Source organism: Chryseobacterium sp. PvR013, assembly GCF_017833095.1.
Taxonomy (GTDB): domain Bacteria; phylum Bacteroidota; class Bacteroidia; order Flavobacteriales; family Weeksellaceae; genus Chryseobacterium; species Chryseobacterium culicis_A.
This window is the reverse complement of sequence record NZ_JAFIBT010000001.1, coordinates 5,075,593-5,101,076: the sequence shown is the minus strand read 5'-3', so window position 1 is coordinate 5,101,076 and position 25,484 is coordinate 5,075,593. Positions and strand designations below refer to the sequence as shown.

The window sequence follows — 25,484 nt, the reverse complement described above, 5'->3', positions numbered from 1 at the left end:
AAATTTAACAATACAAAATTAACCAGCCCTGAGCGTAAAACCGGTGTATCAATTATGTCTTGTTTTGTACAGATTATTCTTTGAATTGGGAAGGTGTCATTCCCGTCTGTGCTTTAAAGAATTTGGAAAAGCTGGCGTGATCATAGAAACCGAGATCGTATACAATATCTTTCACAGACATTTCAGAAACTTTTAAAAGTCTTTTGGCTTCCAGTAAAATACGATCCTGAATAAGAGATGATGCCGAAGCATTAAGATTTTTCTTGCAGACAATATTCAGATAATTGGCAGAGATATTCAGTTTATCAGCATAAAAAGAAACGGATCTTTCTGTTTTGAAATGTTCATCAATAAGATGCAGAAACTTTGAAATAATGGGATTTGAGTTATAGACTTCAAAATCTTTGAAAGCTCCTTCCACAGATTTACTCACCAGCAGGCCAATCAATTCGCTTCTTTTCTGAATCAGTTCCCAGAATATTTTTTCTGTGCTCAGTTCTTTCTGGATGGCCTGAAATTCATACAGAAAATTTTCAAAAACGTCTTTGGAAAGATTAATCACCGGATGATTCTGGTAATAGGATGCAGAAAATCTTAACGAGGGCAGAAAACTTTCAAACCAGTCTCTGCTGATCATCAGCTGATAACCAATGGTTTCTTTTTCAATGACCCACTGATGTACCTGATCCGGAAAAACAAGATGAATCTGGTAGTCTTTCACCTGATATTCTGTAAAATCTATGGTATGCGAACCGACTCCGTGCTCAAAAAGATTGATGATAAAAAAGTCATGTTTGTGGGGATCATCAATGGAGCGTGCTCCCGAAAGTTCATTGAACAGCAGATTACAGCCTTTCAACTGATTTTCACTAAATTCCTGAATTCCTAAAATAGGAAAATGATCCGTATGGTAAGCCACTCTGCCTGATTTTCTCCTAAAATTACTAAAATTTATGAGAGAAAAACTAAAACAACCACAAAAGGAACAAAAGTTTTATCTCCATCACGCTATCTTCAATTTCCACCTTGCTTCTGTAATGGTCTCTGAAATCTTAATGAATTTACAGGCTTTCCCTCGTAAAACTTTTATACCCTTTGTGGTCAAAAAAACACAACTAAAAATATATTAAATTCCTTTTTATATTGAATTAAAAAACAATGTTTCCCTCATGTACTAAGGACTTCACATCCGAAATTCTCGAAACAGCTTCTGCAGAACAACTTGCATTGATAAGAACAAAATCTGCTTTATCTCCGGATTTTGGCCATTGCTGTGTTCCTTTATCATCCAATGGAAGGATATTTCCTGTTGCAAGCTTTAAACTTCTTGACAATAAAAATTCTGTTGAGTATCCATACAATTGCGCCATTAAGTTGGCTTTCTGAAGTACACTGCCAGTTCCGAAAGTATTCCAGTGATCTATAATACTGTCATTTCCTGTCAGAACCGTTACCTTATGTTTGTAAAGCGTTGGTATGGGCATAATCAGCCTGCCAAAAGGGATTGTGGAAACAATTCCGATCTGCGCTTCACCTAATTTTTCAGCGATTTCTTCCTGTTTTGCTGGTTCCAATTTTCCAAGGACAAAACAGTGGCTTATGTAGGTTTTCCCTTTAAGCTCAGGATTTTCATTCACTTTTTTAATCAAGTATTCTACAGTTTTTAATCCTGAATCTCCCGTTTCATGCAGATGGATATCTATTCCCTTTTTATTGTCCAGAGCAAGCTGAACCGTGAAGTCTACTACTTTTTCAATATCTCCATCGATGTTGAATGGATCTACTCCTCCGATGAAATCAATATCCATTTTCGCAGCTTCTTTCAGGTAAGGCACAGAGTCCGTATAAAACACTCCATGTTGTGGAAAGGCTACCAGCTCAGCACCAAAGCTTTTCTTTTTATTTTCTAAAGCCTTCTGTAAATTCTTTAACGACTTAAGTTTGGAAGTGGGTTCAATATTCACATGACTTCTGGCATAGGAAGTTCCTTTTGACTGTAATAATTCGATCAGTTTTTCTGCCTTGAAGGTTGAATTTTTCAGCATCTCCGGAAGTATTTTCTGCTCCAGTTCTATCATTCCTTTGATTCCTCCCGTTCTTTTTCTCACAGCCTGCCATTGATCGCCATAAAAGGTTTTATCAAGATGAATATGCATATCTTTAAATGCAGGAAGCATCAATAATCCTTTCGCATCAACCGCTTTAGCGTTAGGCTGGTTTGGAGCAATCTTTGTAATTTTTCCGTTTTCAACTTCTACATAGAACAGATCTGTTTGGGTAGAAACTACTTCCCCATCCTGGTATTCAAAACCTGTTTCCAGACGAACATTTTTAAGGCTCATTTTTCCTTTTGCAGAACTATTATTTTCATCAGATAAAGGTGATGCCGTCATAATATTGGGTATTAAAGTTAATCCTGCTACAGCCAATGCTGAATTCCGGATAAAATCCTTGCGGGAGATATTATTGTCTGAGGTCTTCATGTCCAATCTATTTAATACAAAATTAAAAAGAAGTGTCCCTGAACAAAGTGTATGAATTATTACAAAATCTGTATGATTTATGCATTGTTTTGATTACTTACTAAAATACCCGGTCTATCTTTTCATACTACAATAAAAAAGTATTCACGGGAATTGTCTTTCCGTAGGAATCCAGATTATACTATTTCTACACTGTCAGACTCCTACGGAGTGACAAAGAGACTGGCAAAGCTTTGTGTTTCAACTATAACTCATAATTAACAACTAATATAAAATTATCAATACCGCTTGTCATTCTGTAGGAATCCAGATTATAATGTTTTTACACTGTTGAGACTCCTACGGAGTGACAAAGAGACTGGCAAAGCTTTGTGTTTCAACTATAGCTCATAATTAACAACTAATATAAAATTATCAATACCGCTTGCATTCTGTAGGAATCCAGATTATAGTGTTTTTTCACTATCGAGACTTCTACGGAGTGACAAAGAGACAGGCCAAACTTTCTGTTTCAACTATAGCTAATAATTAACAACTAATATAAAATTATCCATAACGCTTGTCATTCCGTAGGAATCTAAGCTATTATTAGTTTTATTTGTTGAGACTCCGACAGAGACTCCGTTGAGATTTTTTCAATCTAAACTCTTCAAATCAAATTTCTTTTGCATAAAAAAACCGGATCTAAAATCCGGTTTCATTATTATTTATTTGTTAGAATATTCAAATTTTCTTACAGCTTCCAGCGTCATATCAATTTCTTTATCCTTGATTGCATCACTGATGAAGTAAGTTTCGTACCCACTTGGCGGAAGGTATACCCCATTCTGCAACATTTGGTGGAAGAAGTTATTGAACAATGAATGATTAGCTTCCTGTGCCTCATCAAAGTTTGAAACTCTGTTGATATGGAAGAATACAGACATCATAGAACCTTTTCTGTTGATTTTATGAGCGATTCCTTTTTCATTTAAAATTTTCCCGATCTCAAAATCCAATGTCTCTGTTGTTTTATGCAATCTGTTGAAAAACTCAGGGTCATTTTTAATAAGCTGAAGGGTTTTTAATCCGGCTCTCATTGCTAAAGGATTTCCACTTAATGTTCCTGCCTGGTAAACACCTCCTTTTGGTGCCAGATGGTCCATAATCTCGTTTCTTCCTGCGAAAGCTCCTACCGGAAGTCCTCCACCGATTACTTTTCCGTAAGTTACTAAGTCTGCTTTTACATTGAAAAGTTCCTGCGCTCCTCCGAAAGCCAGTCGGAAACCGGTCATTACTTCATCAAAGATTAATAAAACTCCGTTTTCATCACAGATCTTTCTCAGGTTTTGTAGGAAATTGTTTTCCGGCAATACACATCCCATATTTCCCGCAACCGGTTCTATAATTACTGCTGCAATTTCTCCCTGGTTGTGACGGAATAAATCCTCAACCTGTTCAAAATCATTATAACGGGCTAATAAAGTATCTTTTGCAGTACCAGCAGTTACTCCCGGAGAATTTGGATTTCCGAATGTAGCAGCACCACTTCCGGCTTTAATCAGGAATGAATCTGAGTGTCCGTGGTAGCAACCTTCAAATTTTACAATCTTATCTCTTCCTGTATATCCTCTTGCCAGCCTGATTGCACTCATACATGCTTCTGTTCCGGAAGAAACCATTCTGATCTGGTCAATATTCGGGACATTTTCAATAATGAATTTTGCAATTTCTGTTTCCAGTTCTGTAGGTGCTCCGAAAGAGAATCCTTTCTCTGCCTGTATCTTCAGTTCTTCCAATACTTCAGGATGGGTGTGTCCTAAGATGGCCGGGCCCCATGAATTGATATAATCGATATAAGTATTATCATCTGCATCGGTAAGGTAAGCACCCTTTGCCGATTTCATGAAAACAGGCACTCCTCCTACGGATTTGAATGCTCTTACCGGAGAGTTTACTCCTCCCGGAATGTATTTGTAGGCTTCATCAAATAAAGCCGAACTTCTTTGATACTTCATATATACTTAGTTGCTGTTGACAGCTGCCGGTTGGCAATAAACTGTCAACGGTAAACTCTCAACAAAAAATTAAATTAGTTTCGTGGTTTTTTGTCTATTAAATAAATCAGTTGTCCTGCAGATGGCTGTTGTCCTTCATCCATTCTGTTTTTGGCATACAATTTATGTAATTTGATTCCGAATTTTTGGGCGATATCATGCATATCTTCTCCGGACACCGCTTTATAGGTTGCTGTATTTCCTGTAGAATTTTTTGACTCAAGGAAAACAATATCATTTTTCTTTAAGGTTTCACCTTCCAGTTCATTCCACTTTATCAGTCTGCTTTCGCTGACTTTGAATTTATTGGCGATGAATTTCACATCAGTATCTTCAGGAATTACAATATATTTCAGACCGTCATTCGGATGGCTTTTGATAAGAATGGAATTAAGAATTTCAGCTTTCGTTTTGATTCTTTCCACTCTTTTTTGCTGTTGTGCGTAAGAAGTCTGTTTGTAAGGAACTTCTACAGTCACCGGGTCTTTAGCTTTTTTCAATGCTTTTGAAGGCTCCAGCTGTGCCATGAAAGTTCTGTCGTCTTTCAGATCCGGATACATTTTAAGAACAGCGTACAATACTTCATTAGAATTGGTATTGTCGTATTCGTATAGTCTGTATTTTTCAATTTTGGTAATAAGAATTGAAGCATAGCGCGGATTGGTGGCATATCCTGCTTTTTTTAAACCGGTTGCCCACGCTCTGTAATCTCTCATATCCAGTTTGAAAAGATTTGCGTAATATTTTCTTGTGGATAAAAATATAGAATGATCTTCATAAGACTGTCTTGGATCGTCATACACACGGAAGCATTCATTAGGTGCATCATCGGTATGTTTCATCGTTCTACCGGTCCAGTCTTCTTTACATTTTATACCGAAGTGGTTTTTACCTTCCTGTGCCAATCTGCTTTGCCCGCCTCCGGTTTCCAGTAATCCCTGGGCAAGAGTAATAGAAGCCGGAATTTTATATTTTTCCATTTCTTCTACGGCATATTTAGCAAACTTCTGAATATACTGATCTTCGGTTGCCCAAGTCTGGGCTGAAAATTTTGATAAAACTAAAAGGCTTATGGATAGAAAAAGTCTTTTCATCTTATATTTTTTATTGTTTTAAAATGAAAGATGGAACACTAAGTGTTTCATGTTTTTCAATTTTACTTATATAATTAAATTTCTATTCTGTTTTTCCAACAGCAGATTAGCTCCTTCAATTCCCTGTAATCCACCAGTGTGAAAGCACAAAATCTTACTGTTTTCAGGAAAATATTCTTCTTCTATCAGTTCAAAAACCTTCTCCATCATTTTCCCTGTATAAATCGGTTCCAGAGGAATACCGTATCTCTCCTTGAAATCATTGATAAAACGGACGTTTCCATCACTTATTTTACCATAACCTCCAAAACATGAATCTATTAGATTAAAATTTTGTCTCAAAGTTAATTCAAAAATTTTATTTTCCAGTGAAGCATCATCAACCGCTTTAAATCCTATAACTTTCTGATTTTCTTCACAAAATTTTGAAATCCCTGCAATGGTTCCTCCGGTTCCAACTGCGGTGCAAAGATAGTCAAAATCTTTTGTTTGTTCGTTGAGCATCATTTTCACCCCTTCCACTGCCTCTTCATTGGTTCCACCTTCAGGAACAATCAATGCCTCAGGGAACTCCTGCTGAAGGAATTCTGTGAGTTTTTCTTTATGGCGGTATTCTTCACGGGTGACAAATTTCAGGTTCATTCCATTTCTTTTGGCAAAAAGTAATGTGGGGTTATCCCTCCATTTATGCTGAAGCTCTTCTCCTCTGATGATTCCCAGTGTTGGAATACCTGCCAGACTTCCTACTGCGGAAACTGCGGCTATATGATTGGAAAAAGCACCTCCAAAAGTAATAATATAGGGATTATCAGGATTTTTTGCCAGATAATGATTGACATTATGGAATAGTTTCCAGTATTTATTTCCTGAAATTAGCGGATGAATCTGGTCTTCCCTTTTAATAAACAGTTGTATGTTTTTATGAATTGGAATTTCCTGAATGGGAATAGGTTCTGTGGGAAGTTGTAATAGCATTTCAGTTTTTAGCGACTCAAGGTTTATTCTTTACAAAAGTAGGAAAAGATTTAGTGTGGTGTGAGTTTTCTTTTTTTCTCACAGATAATGCAGATTTACACAGATTTTTTTTGTTTTTTTTTATTCTATATGAATTGTTTATTGTAAGTTTCGGCTAAAGCCGAATAAATTTGAAATTATTTGATAAGCGGGCTAAAGCCCAGCTCTATTGAATATAGATAATATTTAAAATCACAGTCTAAATATAAAATACAAAACCAACCTCTCAAACCCCGAAACACGAATCCCGAAATTCATCATTCATCATTCATCATTTCAAAGGTATTTTCTAAAGTTCCAGAATTTTCTTTTTTTGAGATAATTCAGGTTATTTTCATGGGCATAAGCTTCTCTTTCAAAAGAAATTCTTCTGTAAGCAAGATATCCGTCTTTAAGTTTGAAAAACCAGTAATAATATTCAATAACATAAAAAATATAGAAGAAAATGATGAGCATTTCCATCTGTTGCCGCAAATGGATTTTTTCATGATTAATCAATACATTATTTTCCTTATCTTCGGGTTTCCTAATGAAGATAAAGGGAAATAGAGCAATGCCATTAATTTTTAATTTTTTTAAAGGCTTTTGGCATACAATTATCATAGTAACAAATATAAAAAGTTTTTTGACTAGCATTTAACTTATGGCCCATTATGACATCAAAGAAGGTGAAGACTTCTACTATAATGAACAGGGGTACAAGGTTTTTACAGAAAAATTTCATCTGAAAAGAGGATATTGCTGTAAAAGCGGCTGCAGACACTGTCCTTACGGGTACGATAAAAAGACTGATACATTCATTAAAAGTGATAAAAAAAATAAATAAAATGAAAAAATATATTTTTATTTTGTTGGCATCTGCTACTTTAGGCTTAACTTCTTGTAGCCCTTTTCAGGTACGTTCAGATTATGCTGAAAGCGCCAATTTCAATTCTTATAAAACTTACAAAATAAGAATTGATGATCTAAAATTGAATGATATTGATAAAGACAGGGTACTGAACGAACTGTCGAGACAGCTTCAGAGCAAAGGACTTCAGTCCGGAGAAAATCCTGATCTGATTATCAACGTAAAAGCAAATCATAAAAAGATTACTGACATCAATTCCTCTTCTCCTTACGGAATGTGGGGATGGGGCGGACCTTTCGGATGGGGTGTTGGTATGAACAGAACCTGGACAACGAATTACAATGAAGGCGCTCTGATTGTTGACCTTATTGATGCAAGAAGCAACAAATTGGTTTGGCAGGGTATCGGAAGCGGAATTTCTGTAGACTCTCCAAAAGCAAAACAGAGACAGATTCCAGAGATTATGGCTGAGATTATGAAAAATTATCCGCCACAAAGAAAATAAGATGTAAGTCATCCATTATATAAGCCGGTACGTTTTGTATCGGCTTTTTTATGCTTTGTGTTTTTTTCACGCAGATAAGACAGATTTGCACAGATAATTATGTTTAATGATTCGTGAGTTTTGTATGATTATTTTTAGATTTTGTCTGAAATCAGATAGATTTTTGATTTATTTTATCAGTGAGATCCTTCGACTACGCTCAGGATGACAGCCACTCCTATTGAATTGAATGCAGATACAGATATTTAATCGCAACATCATTCATCATTCATCATTCATTACTTATTTTATTTACATGCAGTGCATTTAAAATTAACGATTTTGTAATTTTTTATTTACAAAAATTGTAGTATTCTTGCTTAAACTTGTATTAATATGAAAAAAGTTATTTTATTTTCTGTATTTGCGGGACTTGCCCATGCTCAGGCTCCTGCAGGATACTACAACTCTGCCAACGGACTGAGTGGCGCAGCGCTGAAAACCGAATTAAGCAGCATTATCTCTAACGGACATATGGATAAAGGCTATAGCGGGCTTTGGACAGCATATAAAACCACTGATATTGATAAGGATTACGAAAATGACGGAACAATCCTTGATATTTATTCAGAAAGACCTTCAGGGGTTGACCCTTATAACTATACTCCGGGAAGTGATCAGTGCGGTACCTATTCTACTGAAGGAAATTGCTACAACAGAGAGCATATCGTACCTCAAAGTCTTTTCAATCAAGCTTCTCCCATGGTTGCAGATATTCACTTTATCAGAGCTACAGACGGGAAAGTAAATGGAATGAGAAGTAATTATCCTTTCGGAAAGGTAGGAAGTACTTCTTTTACGTCCCAGAACGGTTCAAAGCTTGGAACTTCTGCTTCTTCAGGATATTCAGGAACGGTATTTGAGCCGATTGATGAGTTCAAAGGAGATGTGGCACGTATGATTTTCTATTTTGTAACCCGTTACCAGAGCAAACTTTCTACATTCTCATCAGGAAACATGTTAGGAAGTTCTACTTTTCCGGGATTACAGACTTGGGAGCTGAACGTTCTTCTGGCATGGCACAATCAGGATCCGGTTTCTCAGGCTGAGATCAAAAGAAATAATGCTTCATATACTTTTCAGGGGAACAGAAACCCTTTCATAGACAATCCAAATTATATAAACCTTATCTGGGGTTCTCAACAGCCTTCAGGTGACACTCAGGCACCTACTACAGCGACAGGTCTGAATGTTTCAGGAACAACTTCCAGCAGCATTTCTCTGGCATGGAATGCTTCTACCGATAATGTAGGGGTAACAGCTTATAATGTTTACATGAACGGAAGTCTGCAAACTACAACGAGTTCAACTTCAACAACAATTTCAGGGCTTACTCCTTCTACTACTTACAGCTTTTATGTTGTAGCGAAGGATGCAGCAGGAAATTCGTCATCGAACAGTTCCACGGTTTCCGGTACTACCAATTCTGGAGGTACTACTCCAGGTACCAGCTGTGCCAATGAAAATTTTGAAACTATTCCTGCAGCCAGCTCTACTTATTCAACCAAAACATGGAGCAACGGAGGTATTTCATGGACCGCCACAGATGCCAGAACTGATCAGACTCTTAATAACAAAGCAATTACGGTAAGAAACGGTTCTTTAACATCAGGCAGCTCTGCAAACGGTATTGGATCCTTAACAGTAACTACACAGCTTAAGTTTTCCGGAACTAATGGTACTTTTGATGTAAAAGTAAACGGAACAACTGTAGGAACTATTCCTTACAGTGCGTCATCTACAACGACAACTATCAATAATATCAACACTTCCGGGAATGTAGTGGTAAGCCTGGTTAATAATTCATCCAGCAACAGAGTGGCTATTGATGATCTTGCATGGACGTGCTATTCAGGATCAAGTGCAAGAATGGCTCAAAGTACAGCTGCTGAAACAACTTCTAACAGTTTTAAAATTTCTCCAAACCCTATTACCAATCAGGAAATTTTTGTAAAAGGAGATCTTCAGAAGGTAAAAAAAGCTGAGATTTATAACCTTCAGGGGAAAACTCTTCAGACGATTGATCAGCCTTTCAGAAATGGAAATTCTATTAAAACCAGAAATCTTGGTCAGGGAGTTTATATTTTGAAGCTGGATCAGGTTACGATGCAGTTCCTTGTAAAATAATTCAGATATCAACTTTATATAAAATGCCGGTCGAAAGAAGACCGGCATTTATTTTTTAAACTCCCGCTGATTTTGCTGATTGAGCAGACCTTTTTAACGCAGAGGTCTTATTTTTTAATGCTTTATTTTAAGAAAGCAAAGAGTGATCAGCAAGCTGATTTGATTAAGCGAATGTTCTAATTTCTTTGTTTCTTTTATCTTAATTAATGTAATTAGTTCAAGGAAATTTTATCCAGATCGGGATATCCTGATCCTTTGAGAAGATCTTTCCATTCTTTATTTTTGAACACGAAAAGATTGCAGCGGTATTCATCAGGTCTGTTATCTATTTTGGTTTCACAATAGTAATAGAGCATATCTTTGTTTCTCCATATGGCCACTTCCTGTCTCATTTTATTATGGGTCTTGATGATTTCATTGTCTTTAATTTCTGATTCAAAACCTTCACGGATGGTATCAAATCTGGGTTTCTGGAATGTTTTGTTCAGATTATCCAGAAGTGCCGTTTTTTCTTCCTCTGTATAGATATCAAGCTGATACATTCCCAACTCATCTTCTTTTTCGTTAGCAAGCGGGCCAATTTCCTGATCTACTTTTCCGAAGTGTAAAATTACTTTATTGGTATTTTTATGATTCTTTCCTTCCAGATCTATTCCATTGAAGTGTAATAATTCTTTTGATGAAAAGGCCAGTTTTTCATTTCCAATCAGGGTCACTTCATTGGTTCGAACAGCTTCTTTCTCTGTTGCTCCGGCAGATTTTAAAATTTCATTGATATTTTGTCCCACAGCAACTTTAGCAAGATTGAAAGGTTCTGTCTGAGTACTTCCCTGTGTTTCAACCAGAGACTCAGTATCTTTATTTTTCTGATGGCCGCATGAAGCAATCGCCAAACAGATCATTGGTATTACTATATATTTCAATCTTTTCATAATGTTAGTGTTAGTATGCAGTTCTCAATAATAAAACAGAAAAAAGTGGATTCAAGTATCCGGAAAACGTTTTTTATTCATTTTTAACTTCAAATTCCTATTTCTTTGCATGAATATAAAACGCCTATATTATTTCAAATTCTTCCTTTCCTTCGGGAATATAAAATGAAATATCAAGCATCAGTTCTTCTTCTGTTTCCGGGTTTTCCAGATATAAAGCAGATTCTCCGTTTGCCTTTTTTAAAAAAGCGACTTTATTTTCTGCACATACAAACATAACGGCATCTTTAGAAACTGGTTGTATTTTAAATCCGGATTTGAAATCTTTTACAAGATCAGTAAAACGTTCTTCCGATTCTGCTTTCGACAGATACATTGAAGCGGCCATATTTTCCTCTCTTTTGGAAATTAATTTTTTATAATCCTCAAATTTATTTTCTCTTATTAATCTTGATATATGATCATAAGCCTGTTCCAGTTTTTTTCTGTTGTCCTTAATATCCTGCAGATTTCTTCCGTTCTGCCACGCAGACAGCTGATAGGGAACTTCTGCTTTAAAGGAACCCACATGTTTAATAACCTGTTTCTTTTTATCTTCTATAGCTTCAGAGCGATAGTCACCAAACTGTTGGTCAAAGACAAAATCATTAGCCACATCAAAAAGTTTAATATTAAATTTCAATTCTGATTTAGGGTGCAGCTGCAAATCGCCAATATTAGGTAAAATGGTTGCTGATATAGACTGAACACCACTTTTCAGTATGGCAAAATTAATCGGAATATTAGTAGCTACCTGCCCTTCAACATTCATATGAATCACAGGATAATCATTAATCCTTATCTCGAACAAACAGGCTGATGCACTGAAGTCGATCATATAATAGGGTTGTTGTATCATAATTTTAGTTTTTAATGATTTTAGACCAATCGGTAAACATTTTACTGATGGTATTGGTATTGATGATGCTAAAGCAGAACATTCCCAGGAGAATAGAGCTCCAGCACCACGCAAGCTTCACTCCGTTCTTATCTGTTATAAAAAAAAGAATCAGCATAGTGACTGTTCCAAAAAAGAATGTGAAAAGCAGGGTGTATAGTATGGCCTGAATAATATACATATTGAATTTCAGTTTTCTGAAAACCCAGCCTATCATACTGACCACCATAATCAGACCTATAGGAAGCAGCAATGCCCCGAAAAGAACAATTTCGGGTTTTTCCATCAGTATACTTTCATACCCGAAAAATGTATTAAAACTGAACTCCTTCATACTGTTTTTCCTGATTTGAAACTTCTAATAAGGTTTTGTCTTTATAGCCTAGCATTTTTGCCAGAATAACATTGGGAAATTCATGAATTCCTATATTATAAAGGCTTACGCTGTCATTGAAAAATTCTCTTCTGTCTGCTATTTTATCTTCCATTCCGGAAACTCTTTTCTGTAGTTCCAAAAAGTTATTATTAGAAAGAAGGCCCGGATAGTTTTCTGAAACGGCAAAAAATGATGAAAGCGCTCTTGAGGTCTCGTTTGCGAGTTCCGTTTTTCTGTCAGAATCATTCGTAGTGTTATAGAAAGTTCTAAGCTCAGTCAGTTTGGTAAGCAGATCTTTTTCATGATTCATAAACTGTTTGGCAACGTTTACAAGGTTAGGAATTTCATCGGCTCTTTGTTTTAAAATAACATCTATATTCCCATATGCTTTTTCCACATTGAATTTCAGCATGACAAGCTTATTGTACAAACTGATGAAAAAAGCCAGAATGGCTATGATAAGAAATACGGCGATAACGATGGCTACAATTTGATCCATTATTGTGATAAGATTAAAATCATTACTATAAGTATAACGATACAGGTTACCAGAAATGATCTCAACAGAGGCTGGTATTTATTCCAGACTGAAATTCCTGCTGCAGTGGTAATTCCTAAAAGCTTATGACCTGTATCTTTTCTGATAAAGGCTTCACCGTTTCTGGAATCAGCGGCACCTACCAACAGCATTTCCTGACCAGATTTAAGCAGTGTTTCCTTATATCTTTTCTGTCCGTTATAACTTACATTTGTTTCTTCGATGAATATCAATTCTATCCCTTCCGGATGTACTTCAATAGTTCCTGTATCATCCTGCATCTGAAAGAGATTACACTGGGTTTCTTTATGAATGGTTGTATAAGAGTTTTTTCCATCCTTATCTCTTGTAACATCTTCAATAGTATAATAATATCCTATGCATTCTTCTCTTGCAACAGGTGAAATCAAAGGTTCTTTCATAATCAGTTTCCCCTGAATTTCTACCAGTCCCATGGCCACTGATTTTATTTTGGATGTAGGTAATGATGCCTGAATTCTTAAAAATCTTTTTCTAGAATTAGGAAGCAGTAAAACAACTGCAATAATAGAAAGTATAACTAACGGTAAATACGTAATTACTTTTTCTGCATAATAATCATAATTATCCATCAATAAGAGTCTGCTATGGAGTATAAGTTTTTACAAGATGTGCAGCAGCAGTTTCCTGTCCGTCTGCGGTCTTCACCTGATTGTCTACAATATAGAGAACAGAGGAAGTATTGGGTTTATTATTGGTGTATTCATAATATTGTACAAGTACCATGGTTTTATCTTTCATATCCCATAGATAGGCTGCATTTCCTAATATTTTTCCTTCGCTGTTCTTTGCGGGAATTCCGGCAAGAACCTTAGGATTTTTGTATTGTGATTTAAGATAAGCCAAAAGATCATTTCCTGCAGCGGTATCTTCCCATTCTATTTTTATTCCTTTTGTAAGTTTTTCCGCAGGATTGTTTATTAATAATCCTACCGTAGAGCTTTTTACCTTATTTTCTTTATGTTCCGGAAAGGAGATATTCCCGAATTTGTATCCGGCTACATCTTTGGTATACGCAATAGGGAGTGTGGTTACAATTTCCCTTGCCTCTGTCTGATACTTGGTATCTTTTAAAACTTCTTTATACCCTTTGGAAAAATCTACTTTCTCCAGGTCTGTCTTCTGTTGTGACTGGCATGATACAAACATGATAAAACACAAAATTATTAAAACGATCTTTTTCATATTATCTAATTTCTTATTAACGGAATATCGGCACTGAATCCGAAAAGTTCTTCGAGACTTTTGATGACATCAAATTTAGGTACAATTTCGTTAAATTTACCTTCTGCGATAATACCTTCATCTTCCGAACTTCCTTTAAGTTCTGCCGGTTTTTTATTACCTCCTCTAGGTATTTTCTTTTTGGCGGACATTCCTACTTTTCCTTTGATCACATATTCAGCATTGAGCCCATCGAATCCTAATTCCGGACGGTAATTTAATCCTTTATCATCAAATTTCACACCATGCCCGAATGTAATGGAAGCTGATCCCTTACCGCTCATCTCAAAATATCCTTCTACTTTAACAATAACAAGATTGGCTTCTGCTTTTGCCCAAACTCCTGCTTTCAATTCAATTTTAAGGGTATTTTTTGCTTCTATTTTTCCCTGCGTGTCCCCTTTTTCACTTACGGTATTGAATGAAAAACCAACTGAAGTTTTGATTTCACTTGAAATAACGAGATCAATATAAACATCTGAGCTTAGTTTAGCTCCGAAATCATCATTCCCAAATTCCACCCCTGTGTTCATCTGGTCTTTGATCACTCCATATAATCTCACCGCTCCCGGCGCAGCAGTTCCTCCACTTACCGCTCCTGCAACAAGTCCAACAGCAGTACAGAGAAGGTCAACAGTGACCTCTAATCCTATCAGGGGTTCTGCATTAAAAGATATATCAACCTTTGTTCCTAATCTTTCTATTTCTGTATTTTTCTGTTTGGCTCTTTCCAGGCACCATTCTCCCTTCAGATTAATATTGGGTGGTTTGATGGCAAAAGTTACCGGAAGACCTTTAAAACCCATGTTTCTAACTTGTCCTTTAGTTTTGTTGGTAATACCATCAGACATTGCTCCGAATGAACCAAAAAGATCATAGAGCTTTTTAAATTTTGTTTCGTATTCTCCTTTAAGCTCTTTACTTCTCTGAAAATTTCCGCTTCTGTTCTTTTCCCATTCACTTTTCAGACTGAATCCGAATGAAGCATCTTTTTGTTTCCATCTTCTTTCAGCGCCTATTTTACCGGCTTTTGCCTGTAGGTCTTTATGTTTTGCAGCGGGCTGGTTTTGCCATTTTACGCTAAGCTCATTGGTAAGATTAACAAAGAAAGTTAGCGTCCATTTAATATCCGGATAGGCCTTGATTAATACAGTGGTTCTTTTTTCATTACTGAAATACCTGCAGGTATGGGCATGCAAATGGAACTGGTTTGGATTAGCCCACATAGGCCAGATGTAATGTATAGGCATCGTATCAAATTTGGATAAATCTGAATACACTCCATAATTAAATGAAGGTGTAGTAAATGTCTTTACGGTGTCTCCTTTATCGATGGCCTGGCCTACATCTACGATCAGGACCTGTTTCTTATGTTTTCCTTTGCTGTCTCTGAAACATTCATTGGTTTGAAAACCTGTAACATCAATCGTTAAGTCTTTCTTCATAGATACGCTAGGTGCTGTCACTTCATAGTTAACAGTCTGGGCATCATGGGCATTGAACACGAATGAGATATCTACTCTACGGTTGTTTTCGTAGTCTTTTTCATTTTTATATTTGATATTATCTCTTCCCTTTTTATCATCTGTAGGATCTACTTCTCCTTTTCCCACAGAGATTATTCTTCTGGGATCTAATCCACCGTCTGCAAAGAATTTTTTGACAACGTCTGCTCTTCTTTGGGAAAGTCCTTTATTATAATTCTGTTTTCCAATAACACAGGCATAACCACTCAGATTCATGGTGGCATCTTTATGTTCTAAGAGGAATTTGAGTACATTATTCAGAATGGCTACTCCGTCTTTATCTATGACCGTAGAATCAAATTTATAAAAGATTGTTCTCTGAATATGTTCCTGCAGTGCAGGCGATTGTATTTGCTTTACACCGTTACCATTATCAAAAACTTTAACGGTTGTATTATTAGCCTTACCATCTTTTATTTCACTTTCTGTAATCTTAATGACTTCAAACTTACAAGGTTCCAGTCTGACAGAATTTACATCCGGCTTATAAACTTTAGTCGGTGTCTGGTTCTGAGCTCCGTTGGTATTGGTGGTAACAACTTTATTTTTTACATTAAGATAAATGGCATGAAGATCATCACCCAATTTATCTTTGATGTATTGTTTTGAGGCGTTATCCTTTACTTTAACATAGAATTCCTCTACATTCTGGATATTGTCTACATAGGCCATCCAGGCAAAGGTATTTTCTATTTTCAGATTTACTTCACCATCTATGACCTGTACATTGTTGTAGGTATGTACCAGCTTATCTGCTTTTGCTGTCTGCTGATTCCAGAGTTCGATACTGAGTGTATTTCCGTTAAGACCTTCCGTCATCAGGTTCAGGTGTACAATGTGTCCGTAGGAAATATATTCATTCTTTTTATTGTTTTTGATGCTTTTGCTGTTTTTCTGGGTAGACCATTTGCTGCTGACAATTTTGGGATCACACCAGCCTTTTACATATATTCCTGTATCATTTTTGGGGTCTCTTACTCCTGACAGGCTGGCTTCAATATAAAACTGATAGCTTCCACAGAACTGTTTTCCAATTAAAAATTTATATCCTGTAGCAGAGGTTATCTGATTGATAATAATTTTTTTACTGCTGTTCTGCCTCATCCAGGTGAGAGGTTTCTTTTTGTCTGCGTCTGTAGTGCCTGGTAACCATTCGCCCACGCCAAACTGTACCCACTGATCCGGCTTTATAGTAACCCTCTGTCCTAATACAGACATTTTGGGATAATACAATCCGCTTACAACTTTTATTTTTTTTACGCCTTTTGCCATTGTATTATCATTTAGATTGCACCATCCTGCCCTCCTCCTGAAGGCTGTTCGTTATACATTTCTTCGGAATCCACCAACGGATTGATCTGCTGCTGGACATCTTTGTCAGCATTTTTAAAGTTCTGCTGGCTGGCTTCAGCTCTCTGCCCATGGTCTATAATCTCAATACATGGAGTTCCGGCAATAGCACATACTGCTTTGCTGTCTTCTACAATGATATATCCGCCATTGCTGAGCTGTACTTTATCATAAAACTTCTGCCATTCTGTAACCATAATTTTGCAGGGAGGTGGTGGGCCACCCATTTTGGTACAGTTTCCGAATGTATTTTTTTCAAATGTGGCTGCTCCAATTTCTTTCGTGGTAACGATCAGTTTTTTGGAAGCGCTTTTATCATTGGCATATTCTTTTTGGTGTGTAAGTACTTTCAGCTTGTCCGGAACTTGTCCGAACTGGCATTTGCATAGGGCGCCCTGTACTACAATATGTTTTTCTGCCATATTAATTTTATCTTTAGTGAAATGGTATTTTTATTTTTCATCAATTCCTGAAACTGATACTGAAATCTTTTTTTCTTCCTGCAGCATGATACTGCATTCCAGGTAAAGAGATTCCGGAAGTGAAGTTTCTCCTTTCAGATAGCTTATGAGTCTGAAAGTTCCTTCTTCATTCATCACAGGTTCATCTTCTATAATCAATGAAAAAGGTGATCTTCTTATAAAATCATCAATATCTCTTTCTTCATATAACTTTCCTGTTCCTTCTATGGTTATCAGGCCTGTTTCTTCTTTCAGCGGATCTGTTTCCAGGGTAAATTTATATCTGGGTTCAATCGCATTGTCCACTACAGGAAAAGTTGTTGTCATCTCAGTTCTATATTCCTTTCCAAAACTCTGGTATATTCCAAAGAATAAAGTGCGGATGAAGTAATCATTTTTAATGTAAAGATTGATGGCTTCAGGCTGGCTGATTATTTTTTCAATCTTTCCGCAGTATTCGTCTACGGTTTCGCCTTCAAATTCTTTGTATAATTCTTCTTTTACAGCCGTCCATCTTTTAAGAAATACGTCAGCATTTTCTACGGCTTCAAATTTCCCGTGTTCATCTGTACTAATCTGTAAAGGATATAAAACCTTAGAGGTTCTGTAAGCCAGCAGGTCTGCAATTTCATTCACTTCTTCTTCATTAAGATACAGGTTGGATGTTCTGTCTATTTCAAAAAAATGAATTCCTTTATCTGTTTTTAACCAGCGAACAGAGGTTTCATATTTTAGTTCGTTTTTAGATTCTCCTTTTTCAATGGTAATGACGACACTGTATCTTAGTACTGAATTTTCCGGCTGAAGGGTAAGGCTGTTTCCTTTCCCGAATTTTACCAAAATATTTTTATCTGCAACCGCAGTTCTCGGAACAAAAAGTTCTTTCTGCCCGTTCAGGTTGATCAGGATCATATCCTTAACCGTGCAGTGATTGTTATGAAAGAGTTTTAATGCATCTTTATCCAACCCGTACAGCGAGGCTATACTTTTTAAAGTTTCATCTTTCTGAACGGTATGTATATTATATTTCTGCATAAAAATATTCCTGCTTCAATTCTTTTCTTTATTTGATATTTTATTACAAATGAATAACCCTTGTTCTGTTAGGTCTTGGATCCATACCAATACCTTCTCTTCTTGCTGACCAGTGGAGATATTCATGGCGAAGTTTTCTTAAATCATCCTGTTCCTTTACTTCTTTCTGATAAGCTGTCTGACGGTTTTCCGGGATTTCGTTTCCTCCGTAGGCATCCCGCAGGGCTTTATAATGTTTGAAAGAGTAAGGCTTGCCATCTCCCATCACGTAAGTTCTGAGACGGTCTTTTATTCCTATTAAAAACTGATCATCCAAAATAGAATATTTATCGTCTGTCAGTTTCTTTATGGTAATAGGAAGATTTTTATCTACCCCATATTCCGCCATAAAATGCAAAGGAATGTAGCTGTATGTCTTCAGCAGCTTGCGTGTTCCTCTTAGTGATAAATAGAATCCGGGGGTAATGGTGAGCTCATCTTTATGATACCAACCTTCATTTTCAAGCTCTGTTTTTAATGCTTTTAATTTGGTACTGGTAGTCCATGAAGTTTCCACTTCTTCCCATGTTTCCTGTCCGTTTTCGTAAGCTCCACCTACATCACAGTGTACCCCGGGGAATGTTTTTTCAGTTCCGATATGCACTCTCGTAAGGTCAAAATTTTCCCTATGTTCATCTTCTGCAGTAAAGTGAACTACGGTCTGTGCTTTTCCGATATCATTCAGGCTCAGTTCTTCAACGTCATTGCTGAAATTAGGTACTGGCGACAGGTATTTTGAATAGGAAGAAACAGTATCGTAAATTCCCAGGAATCTTACTTTCAACACATCTACTTTTAATCCTGCTTCCTCAAGTTTAAGGCCTAAATGTCCCCATTTTGGAAGTTCTTCTGAAGCAACACCCTTTCCATCATCATCGGAATACGTTGTCACCGACACCGCTTCATTGGCAACGGTTCGGGAAGTGGCTTTATATTTTGCTTTTCCGATTTCGTATACAAAATTACGGGCAGCAGCAGCTCCACGGCTAAATCCGAATACATCAAAAGTAAGCACAGCAATTTTATCGGCTTTCTTTTCTGCTTTAATGGTTTTCACCTTTTTTACAATTTCTTCACAGCCTTTTCTCACTTTCGATCTGATTCCGGTTTCTCCTGTTCCGAAAGCATATCCCAACGTAGCATCGCCTTCTTTATCCTGTGTACCGATACCTTCTATATAAATGCCGAAGTTTTTATCATAGTTGTCCCACATGCGGGCAACATTGCTCCAGTCATTGTTGTAGCTGGTGTTGTCTGTCGCTTTTCCGCCGTGTTTTTTATGGGCATCTGTTCCTTTTTTTCTTTCGTCTGTATTGGTTTTATTATTCAGGGTTCCGTCAAAAAAAATCCCAATGGTAATATCCAGTACTTCCTCTTTGGATACAGATGGTGTATAACTTCCAAATTGATTGTTGTGCATAGTTCTTGTTTTTAAATTGACTGAGTGAATGCTATCATTCTATCTTTCGGGATACCCTGATTTTTGCTTTGGTAACAGGCAGTTTTTCTTTTTCAGATTCTAAGGACACCAAAACTCTGGTATTGTCTTCATTTACTTTAATGGTAAGATCAATGTTTTTGTCTTTTCCTGATTTCTGAAACAAGTCAAATATTTCTTTATCATCAAAAGCGTCTATCCAAACTGCATATCTGTTGTTGTTTTTATCTTTCCAGTAAAAACCACAGAATCTTGGTACAGCTCTGCTTTTGTAAGTATTATCTTTTAAGCTCTGGTCAAAAAGATTTTCCTGCTCTCCGTTATAATTGGTAAAACCGAAATCGATCCATGTTGCTCCTTCAGGAAGAATCACAGCAGGTTTCCAGTTGTATTTTTCTCTGTAGACGTTGTAAACATCTGCAGCAGGATAACCTTCTTTTTCAATTTTCTCCCGTACTTCCGGCTTGAATGTCTTGTAAGACGGATCTTTAAGCATTCTGTCGGCAAAACCTTCCTTCAGCATATACTGAGCATTATCATAGGCTTTTTCTTTGGTAATTACGGTATCATGAGCCTGGAAAGCACCTATTTCTTTCTGGTTTCCGGGACCTTTCATCCATAACACCACTCTTCCCTTTGGAGCCAGTCCGACAACAAAAGAGTTGTAGGTAGATTTCTTTTTCGTATCCTGATCTACAAATCCTTCATCAAAAAGGGCTTTTATCTTTTCTTTATCCAGATTCCATTTTCCGGTGTAGAATTTTTTTTCTACCAAAGAAAACCATGTGAATTCAAGTTCATGGGGAGCATTCATCCTTTCGGTTGTCACGTTCATCGTACCACCTTCTTTGCCCCATCCTGTATTCTGTGTTCCCCAGATGGCATCAAAGCCGTATGTAAAATCATCAGCGACAATTGCTCCTTCATAAACTTCCATCGGATATTCCTGCGGGGCAGAAACGGTTCCGAGCCAACTGTATTTTTCTTCCATTTTTTTATTCTGACAATTCGTTAATGAAAAACACCATATAAAAAGAATCAGCAGGTTATATTTACTTATGACCATGGGACATAATCTTCTTGTTACTTGCTAAAACCAGATTTTCTTTATGGGCTTCCACATTGATTTTCTTTGCTATTTTTTCAACCTTTTTTCCTACGCTCAAATGGTAGGAATCTTTGACTGTTATGCGCAGATTGGTTGCTGTTTTGATGATCGCCATATCAGAAAAGTTTTGATTTTTCAGCACTGTTGAATTCTACAATTTTTCCACTCTGCATGGTCATATTTTCCAGTTCGCTGAACATGGAAATTTCACCGGCTATTTCATTGGAAGTTTCAGATTGTCTCTTGAATTCTTTTTCAATCATTTCCGTTCGGGTATCGGAAGCTTCCGTAATGTCTCCAGAAGCAGTAAGTTTCATATCTTTTCCTGCTATGGAAACAATATTATCGTTCGCTGTACTGGTAATACTTGCGCCTGCTCCTATCGAGATTTCTTTTCCGGCTGTAATATTGATATTGTCACCTGCATTTAAAGTAAAGTTTTTAGGTGCTTTCATGCTGATATTTCCCTGTCCGTCCATGAAATAGGTATTTCCGCTCGGATCCAGGATCGTTACACTGCCTTCTTCATCATTCATTAAAATTCTGATTCCGCTTCTGGTTTGGATGGATTTCAGGTGATTGTTAACGCCGCCTCCCAAAGCAATTCCACCATGAAACATTCCTCCCATGACAAAAGGCCTGTCCGGATGACTGTGTACAAAATTAACCATCACCTGATCTCCCACTTCGGGAATGGCTACATAACCACGGTTTTGAGTAATCTGATCCGTTCCTCCTGCATCAGGGCTCATCATACGGATAAAATGAGTAGTATCATTGGTCTGCCAGTCAAATCTCACCTGTATTCTTCCCTGTCCTTCGGGATCTGTGTTAGAAATTACGGTAGCCGTCTGTGGTTCAGCTTTTGGAATGGTAAATTCCGGTTTTGGAAGAAATCCTGTATCAGCTGCTATTCCTATGAAGCTTCCTTTGTAATGACCGATGGTATCAATTTCATGTTCCGCTTCTGTAATCATGATTCTGGTGAAATAAGAAGTTTCATTAGAATCCTGTTTTCGCATCTGAACATCTGCTACACAACCCGGATGCAGGAAAGGAACTGTTGTATTTCCTGAAATGGAAAACACATTCACCGCTTCACTTCCGGCCGCACTTTTCTGAGAGTATTCCACATCAAGATGGGTGGTCGCTTTAATGGGAGCCATCTGCAAAGCCGGCGTTTTATAAATAGATTCGTTATGACTGTAGGCTGTTTTCGCCAAATCACTTACATGTTTAATGGGTGTTGAACCCGAAGTCAGTCTTTCATTTTTGTTACTGTTATAGCCATAGAACTGAGGCTTGGTATGTACCGCCTTCAATTCAACTTTTATATCATTGGCACTGCTTCCGTAGGTAAGGGTAATGGGTTTATTCTGAGCCGGAAGTTTTCCGAAATGTAAAACTTCACCATCATAATAGAACTGTTCACCATAGGCTTCAGCCATTCTTGCCAGATAATTATAATGCGTTTCATCATACTGACTGCTATAAATGATCTGAGAAAAGTTATTGGCATCTACCCTGACATCAAATCGGCTTTTATCAATTCCCTGTTTAATCACTTCTTCAGCAATGATCCCTACATTCACAGATTGGTTCCCTCCAAAGCTTTGAATATGCGGTGCACCGTCAAGAAGAATGGTAGGACTGAAACCTGTAAGTACAATATTTCCTAAACTCATATGTTCCTGACTGAATCCTACTCCGGTAATGACTCCTACAAAAGTTCTTTCCGGGCTGTTGTCTATATCTTTATAGGAAATAATGGCCGTAAGCCTTTTTCCAAGGAATTTATTGGCCTCTTCTAATGAATGGGTCTGTCTGTCCCCCAGCGTATCGTGTGCCAGTGTCAGTGTAAATTCGTGATGTCTTCTGGTACTTTGTTTAAGCTTGAAATGTTTATAGTACTTGATAATTTTCCCTTCTATGACAAGAGAAAGTTTTACCAGACGGTTGATGCCTGTATGATGGTTTTCAGAAATACCATCCGCATTCTGCGTCGGACGAAAAGACGTCGCTTGTGATTTTCCAGGTGTATTTGACATATTTTTAGTGATTTGATTAGTTTTCTAAACGATTATTCAACAGAAAGGGAGTTTAAAAATAAAAACAAAAGCTCCTGCAGAATATAGTCTTAGGTAAAAAAAGACCGTCTTATGAAGGACAGTCTTTTATTTTTAGTTCATGAAAGACTTAGCTCATTGGCCAAAGTCCGTCATAGAATGAATTTCCATACGTAATGCTTTCAGCACTTATTACAAAGCTGATCAGCATGTTGTTGCTGTCTATTGCATCAAAATCTACTTCATGTTGGATAACATATCCGTTTTCCCACTTCAAAGAAATGAGTGTTCCTTCTTCGTGAGATTTATTAAATTGAATTTCTCCGTTTGTAGGTTTATATTTGCTGTTTAACAAGCTTTCTAAAACATCAGATTTTTCTGTTGCTTCAATGGTTACTTTAATCAATGCGTTTGACGGATCAGATGCTACACGTCCTGAAACATCTGTAGATCTTGATACGCTGTAGTTAAGCTTTAATAACTTCTGACCTTCACCTCCATTGAATTTTAAGATTCCTCTCGAATTTCCTGCCATATTCTTACATTTTAATCATTAACGACTGTTCCCTGATATAGGATTTATATAACAAAGATAGACTTCAGGTTCTAATTTAAAAAGTTTTTAAGGCACTGTTTTAGAAATTGTAGTAATTCTACGACATTTTTAGAATTCCGGATTAAAAAATAAATTTAGAATTTTAAACTAATTTATTTTATTTTTCATTGAAAATATTCTACAAAACCCACGAGAACTAGAGTGCTGAAGAAAACACTCAATAAGCATTTCCTTCAGTATCATCTATTTAGTTTGTCTTTCCTCCGTAATTAGTGATGTTTATAAATATACCCGATTACCATAATAATCAGGTTGATGATGATCATAATCAGTAAAATATTACCGTATTTTCTTTTTTTATCGATAAAACTCAGAGCAAGAATTATAAAGAATATCAATAAGGTATACACAGCAGGATACATTTGAAAAGCTTCTGCAAACTTTCCTTCGAACACCAATACAACGGCTCTCTGTGCACCACAGCCCAGGCATTCTACTCCCAGAAATTTTTTACTGGGGCAGGTAAGCATGAAATCATCAATATCCATCTGTACTGGTTTTATAAGAGACCTGTTAATTAAGAAGAAATTTTGGCTCTGGTATACTGATGCGGGAAAAAGCAGTTTTCTTTCATTTCAAAAGATCCCTGAACAGCAATATATGGGTTTCTAAGGATCTCTCTTGCTACGAAAATTAAATCGGCATCGCCTTTCTGAAGAATTTCTTCAGCCTGCTCCACTTTAGTAATCAACCCTACTGCTCCTGTCTTTACAACGGCTTCATTTCTTATCTGTGATGAAAAAGGAACCTGATAGCCATCGAAAACCGAAATTTTGGCACCATGAATATTTCCGCCACTGGATACATCAACAAGATCGACAGCATGTTCTTTTAAAATTTTAGCCAGCTCAACACTGCTTTGGATATCCCAGCCATTATCCGCATATTCCGTTCCTGAAATTCGTACAAAAAGAGCGGTATTTTCATCCAGTTCTTCGTTAACAGCATCTACAATTTCGATCAGAAATCGGATTCTGTTTTCAAAACTGCCTCCATATTCATCTGTTCTGATATTGGAAAGTGGTGACAGAAACTGATGAATCAGATATCCGTGCGCCCCATGAATTTCAATAACATCAAAACCAGCTTTCACAGCTCTTCTCGCAGCTTTTTTAAAATTCTTAACCTGCTCCTTTACCTCATCTGTAGTGAGTGTATGCGGAATTCTTTCTGTGGGGTGATAAGGAACAGGACTTGGTGCCACCGTTTCCCAGCCTTCTTCCAGAGGAATCTGTATATTATTCGAGGTAGATCCTTTTCTTCCCGCATGAGCCAGCTGAATTCCTATTTTGCTTTCTGAATTTTTATGAACAAATTCTACAATTCTTTGCAGCTTTCCTGCTTGTTCATCATTCCAGATTCCCATACAGTGATTGGTAATTCTTCCTTTAGGTTCTACTCCTGTAGCTTCTACCATCAAAAGACCTGTTCCGCCCTGAGATCTGCTTCCGTAGTGTACAAAATGGAAGTCGTTAGCCTCTCCGTTTTCACATGAATACATACACATGGGAGACATTACCCATCTGTTTTTTAACTCTACATTTCTGAATTTTATTGGTGTGTATAGCATTTTACTCCTTAAAAAAAATTGAACTTTTCACCGGAAGAATAAAACATTGCCCACTTCATTAAAAAGAACTAATTTTACCCC

At 36.9% G+C, this 25,484-nt stretch carries 25 protein-coding genes; 3 read left to right on the top strand and 22 right to left on the bottom strand.

From position 1 onward, the window contains the following. Positions 1 to 73: 73 nt before the first annotated feature. The 6 genes from JOE44_RS23245 to JOE44_RS23220 all read right to left on the bottom strand — a co-directional run bounded on the left by JOE44_RS23245 (position 74) and on the right by JOE44_RS23220 (position 7,230). On the bottom strand, positions 74 to 919 hold the full coding sequence (locus JOE44_RS23245) for a helix-turn-helix domain-containing protein (protein ID WP_209788141.1): 846 nt from the start codon (positions 917 to 919) through the stop codon (positions 74 to 76). Positions 920 to 1,148: 229 nt separating this feature from the next. Further along, on the bottom strand, positions 1,149 to 2,483 hold the full coding sequence (locus JOE44_RS23240) for an amidohydrolase (protein WP_209788139.1): 1,335 nt from the start codon (positions 2,481 to 2,483) through the stop codon (positions 1,149 to 1,151). A gap of 707 nt (positions 2,484 to 3,190) precedes the next feature. Continuing rightward, entirely contained in the window at positions 3,191 to 4,480 is a 1,290-nt protein-coding gene (gene hemL / locus JOE44_RS23235; RefSeq protein ID WP_209788136.1) for a glutamate-1-semialdehyde 2,1-aminomutase, read from the bottom strand. A gap of 74 nt (positions 4,481 to 4,554) precedes the next feature. After that, the gene (locus JOE44_RS23230) at positions 4,555 to 5,613 is read right to left on the bottom strand and encodes a glucosaminidase domain-containing protein (protein ID WP_209788133.1); all 1,059 of its coding nucleotides are present in this window, start codon (positions 5,611 to 5,613) and stop codon (positions 4,555 to 4,557) included. 66 nt (positions 5,614 to 5,679) lie between these two features. Beyond that, positions 5,680 to 6,588, bottom strand: coding sequence for a pyridoxal-phosphate dependent enzyme (locus JOE44_RS23225; protein WP_209788130.1), 909 nt, complete (start codon positions 6,586 to 6,588; stop codon positions 5,680 to 5,682). Positions 6,589 to 6,903: 315 nt separating this feature from the next. Then, positions 6,904 to 7,230: a hypothetical protein gene (locus JOE44_RS23220; RefSeq protein ID WP_209788127.1), complete on the bottom strand. Its 327-nt coding sequence runs from the start codon at positions 7,228 to 7,230 to the stop codon at positions 6,904 to 6,906. A gap of 40 nt (positions 7,231 to 7,270) precedes the next feature. Between JOE44_RS23220 and JOE44_RS23215 the strand changes: the two genes are divergently transcribed. From JOE44_RS23215 to JOE44_RS23205, 3 genes are all read left to right on the top strand, one after another. Next, positions 7,271 to 7,453: a DUF5522 domain-containing protein gene (locus JOE44_RS23215; RefSeq protein ID WP_047434227.1), complete on the top strand. Its 183-nt coding sequence runs from the start codon at positions 7,271 to 7,273 to the stop codon at positions 7,451 to 7,453. Position 7,454: 1 nt separating this feature from the next. Further along, entirely contained in the window at positions 7,455 to 7,982 is a 528-nt protein-coding gene (locus tag JOE44_RS23210) for a DUF4136 domain-containing protein (protein ID WP_209788124.1), read from the top strand. 375 nt (positions 7,983 to 8,357) lie between these two features. Next, positions 8,358 to 10,148 carry an endonuclease gene (locus JOE44_RS23205; protein WP_209788122.1) on the top strand — a complete coding sequence of 597 codons (1,791 nt, stop codon included), beginning with the start codon at positions 8,358 to 8,360 and terminating at the stop codon, positions 10,146 to 10,148. Positions 10,149 to 10,360: 212 nt separating this feature from the next. Here the strand turns inward: JOE44_RS23205 and JOE44_RS23200 are convergent, their stop codons facing one another. The 16 genes from JOE44_RS23200 to namA all read right to left on the bottom strand — a co-directional run bounded on the left by JOE44_RS23200 (position 10,361) and on the right by namA (position 25,403). Continuing rightward, positions 10,361 to 11,080, bottom strand: coding sequence for a hypothetical protein (locus JOE44_RS23200; RefSeq protein WP_209788109.1), 720 nt, complete (start codon positions 11,078 to 11,080; stop codon positions 10,361 to 10,363). 124 nt (positions 11,081 to 11,204) lie between these two features. Next, positions 11,205 to 11,978 (bottom strand): hypothetical protein, encoded by a 774-nt coding sequence (locus JOE44_RS23195; RefSeq protein ID WP_209788108.1) that lies wholly within the window; start codon positions 11,976 to 11,978, stop codon positions 11,205 to 11,207. 4 nt (positions 11,979 to 11,982) lie between these two features. Continuing rightward, complete coding sequence (locus tag JOE44_RS23190) at positions 11,983 to 12,351, bottom strand: hypothetical protein (RefSeq protein ID WP_209788105.1); 369 nt, start codon at positions 12,349 to 12,351, stop codon at positions 11,983 to 11,985. Then, positions 12,332 to 12,892 carry a LemA family protein gene (locus JOE44_RS23185; protein WP_209788102.1) on the bottom strand — a complete coding sequence of 187 codons (561 nt, stop codon included), beginning with the start codon at positions 12,890 to 12,892 and terminating at the stop codon, positions 12,332 to 12,334. Before JOE44_RS23185 ends, JOE44_RS23190 begins: the two co-directional genes overlap by 20 nt. Then, complete coding sequence (locus tag JOE44_RS23180) at positions 12,892 to 13,542, bottom strand: hypothetical protein (RefSeq protein WP_209788099.1); 651 nt, start codon at positions 13,540 to 13,542, stop codon at positions 12,892 to 12,894. The genes JOE44_RS23185 and JOE44_RS23180 overlap by 1 nt, the downstream gene beginning before the upstream one ends. Before the next feature lie 13 nt (positions 13,543 to 13,555). Beyond that, positions 13,556 to 14,155, bottom strand: a complete 600-nt coding sequence (locus JOE44_RS23175) for a hypothetical protein (RefSeq protein WP_209788097.1) — start codon at positions 14,153 to 14,155, stop codon at positions 13,556 to 13,558. Between the two features lie 5 nt (positions 14,156 to 14,160). Beyond that, the gene (locus JOE44_RS23170) at positions 14,161 to 16,992 is read right to left on the bottom strand and encodes an OmpA family protein (protein WP_209788094.1); all 2,832 of its coding nucleotides are present in this window, start codon (positions 16,990 to 16,992) and stop codon (positions 14,161 to 14,163) included. 11 nt (positions 16,993 to 17,003) lie between these two features. Continuing rightward, positions 17,004 to 17,492 carry a DUF4280 domain-containing protein gene (locus JOE44_RS23165; protein ID WP_105681118.1) on the bottom strand — a complete coding sequence of 163 codons (489 nt, stop codon included), beginning with the start codon at positions 17,490 to 17,492 and terminating at the stop codon, positions 17,004 to 17,006. Between the two features lie 30 nt (positions 17,493 to 17,522). Then, positions 17,523 to 18,566: a hypothetical protein gene (locus JOE44_RS23160; protein WP_209788091.1), complete on the bottom strand. Its 1,044-nt coding sequence runs from the start codon at positions 18,564 to 18,566 to the stop codon at positions 17,523 to 17,525. 43 nt (positions 18,567 to 18,609) lie between these two features. Then, positions 18,610 to 20,025 carry a DUF2235 domain-containing protein gene (locus tag JOE44_RS23155; RefSeq protein ID WP_209788089.1) on the bottom strand — a complete coding sequence of 472 codons (1,416 nt, stop codon included), beginning with the start codon at positions 20,023 to 20,025 and terminating at the stop codon, positions 18,610 to 18,612. A gap of 34 nt (positions 20,026 to 20,059) precedes the next feature. Further along, positions 20,060 to 21,034 (bottom strand): DUF2931 family protein, encoded by a 975-nt coding sequence (locus tag JOE44_RS23150; RefSeq protein WP_245169847.1) that lies wholly within the window; start codon positions 21,032 to 21,034, stop codon positions 20,060 to 20,062. A gap of 61 nt (positions 21,035 to 21,095) precedes the next feature. Then, the gene (locus tag JOE44_RS23145; protein ID WP_153816338.1) at positions 21,096 to 21,266 is read right to left on the bottom strand and encodes a hypothetical protein; all 171 of its coding nucleotides are present in this window, start codon (positions 21,264 to 21,266) and stop codon (positions 21,096 to 21,098) included. A 1-nt stretch (position 21,267) separates the two neighbouring features. Beyond that, positions 21,268 to 23,199 (bottom strand): phage baseplate assembly protein V, encoded by a 1,932-nt coding sequence (locus JOE44_RS23140; protein ID WP_209788083.1) that lies wholly within the window; start codon positions 23,197 to 23,199, stop codon positions 21,268 to 21,270. Between the two features lie 148 nt (positions 23,200 to 23,347). Then, positions 23,348 to 23,752 carry a type VI secretion system tube protein TssD gene (gene tssD, locus JOE44_RS23135; RefSeq protein WP_105681123.1) on the bottom strand — a complete coding sequence of 135 codons (405 nt, stop codon included), beginning with the start codon at positions 23,750 to 23,752 and terminating at the stop codon, positions 23,348 to 23,350. A gap of 290 nt (positions 23,753 to 24,042) precedes the next feature. Further along, positions 24,043 to 24,321, bottom strand: coding sequence for a DUF2752 domain-containing protein (locus JOE44_RS23130; protein WP_209788081.1), 279 nt, complete (start codon positions 24,319 to 24,321; stop codon positions 24,043 to 24,045). Between the two features lie 29 nt (positions 24,322 to 24,350). Continuing rightward, on the bottom strand, positions 24,351 to 25,403 hold the full coding sequence (namA, locus tag JOE44_RS23125; RefSeq protein WP_209788080.1) for an NADPH dehydrogenase NamA: 1,053 nt from the start codon (positions 25,401 to 25,403) through the stop codon (positions 24,351 to 24,353). Positions 25,404 to 25,484: the final 81 nt, after the last annotated feature.

Bases quoted from the DNA above. Each gene is read 5' to 3' on its own strand.
- JOE44_RS23240 (WP_209788139.1), bottom strand. From the start codon at position 2,483: ATGAAGACCTCAGACAATAATATCTCCCGCAAGGATTTTATCCGGAAT.
- hemL (WP_209788136.1), bottom strand. From the start codon at position 4,480: ATGAAGTATCAAAGAAGTTCGGCTTTATTTGATGAAGCCTACAAATAC.
- JOE44_RS23230 (WP_209788133.1), bottom strand. From the start codon at position 5,613: ATGAAAAGACTTTTTCTATCCATAAGCCTTTTAGTTTTATCAAAATTT.
- JOE44_RS23225 (WP_209788130.1), bottom strand. From the start codon at position 6,588: ATGCTATTACAACTTCCCACAGAACCTATTCCCATTCAGGAAATTCCA.
- JOE44_RS23220 (WP_209788127.1), bottom strand. From the start codon at position 7,230: ATGATAATTGTATGCCAAAAGCCTTTAAAAAAATTAAAAATTAATGGC.
- JOE44_RS23215 (WP_047434227.1), top strand. From the start codon at position 7,271: ATGGCCCATTATGACATCAAAGAAGGTGAAGACTTCTACTATAATGAA.
- JOE44_RS23210 (WP_209788124.1), top strand. From the start codon at position 7,455: ATGAAAAAATATATTTTTATTTTGTTGGCATCTGCTACTTTAGGCTTA.
- JOE44_RS23205 (WP_209788122.1), top strand. From the start codon at position 8,358: ATGAAAAAAGTTATTTTATTTTCTGTATTTGCGGGACTTGCCCATGCT.
- JOE44_RS23200 (WP_209788109.1), bottom strand. From the start codon at position 11,080: ATGAAAAGATTGAAATATATAGTAATACCAATGATCTGTTTGGCGATT.
- JOE44_RS23195 (WP_209788108.1), bottom strand. From the start codon at position 11,978: ATGATACAACAACCCTATTATATGATCGACTTCAGTGCATCAGCCTGT.
- JOE44_RS23190 (WP_209788105.1), bottom strand. From the start codon at position 12,351: ATGAAGGAGTTCAGTTTTAATACATTTTTCGGGTATGAAAGTATACTG.
- JOE44_RS23185 (WP_209788102.1), bottom strand. From the start codon at position 12,892: ATGGATCAAATTGTAGCCATCGTTATCGCCGTATTTCTTATCATAGCC.
- JOE44_RS23180 (WP_209788099.1), bottom strand. From the start codon at position 13,542: ATGGATAATTATGATTATTATGCAGAAAAAGTAATTACGTATTTACCG.
- JOE44_RS23175 (WP_209788097.1), bottom strand. From the start codon at position 14,155: ATGAAAAAGATCGTTTTAATAATTTTGTGTTTTATCATGTTTGTATCA.
- JOE44_RS23170 (WP_209788094.1), bottom strand. From the start codon at position 16,992: ATGGCAAAAGGCGTAAAAAAAATAAAAGTTGTAAGCGGATTGTATTAT.
- JOE44_RS23165 (WP_105681118.1), bottom strand. From the start codon at position 17,492: ATGGCAGAAAAACATATTGTAGTACAGGGCGCCCTATGCAAATGCCAG.
- JOE44_RS23160 (WP_209788091.1), bottom strand. From the start codon at position 18,566: ATGCAGAAATATAATATACATACCGTTCAGAAAGATGAAACTTTAAAA.
- JOE44_RS23155 (WP_209788089.1), bottom strand. From the start codon at position 20,025: ATGCACAACAATCAATTTGGAAGTTATACACCATCTGTATCCAAAGAG.
- JOE44_RS23150 (WP_245169847.1), bottom strand. From the start codon at position 21,034: ATGGAAGAAAAATACAGTTGGCTCGGAACCGTTTCTGCCCCGCAGGAA.
- JOE44_RS23145 (WP_153816338.1), bottom strand. From the start codon at position 21,266: ATGGCGATCATCAAAACAGCAACCAATCTGCGCATAACAGTCAAAGAT.
- JOE44_RS23140 (WP_209788083.1), bottom strand. From the start codon at position 23,199: ATGTCAAATACACCTGGAAAATCACAAGCGACGTCTTTTCGTCCGACG.
- tssD (WP_105681123.1), bottom strand. From the start codon at position 23,752: ATGGCAGGAAATTCGAGAGGAATCTTAAAATTCAATGGAGGTGAAGGT.
- JOE44_RS23130 (WP_209788081.1), bottom strand. From the start codon at position 24,321: ATGGATATTGATGATTTCATGCTTACCTGCCCCAGTAAAAAATTTCTG.
- namA (WP_209788080.1), bottom strand. From the start codon at position 25,403: ATGCTATACACACCAATAAAATTCAGAAATGTAGAGTTAAAAAACAGA.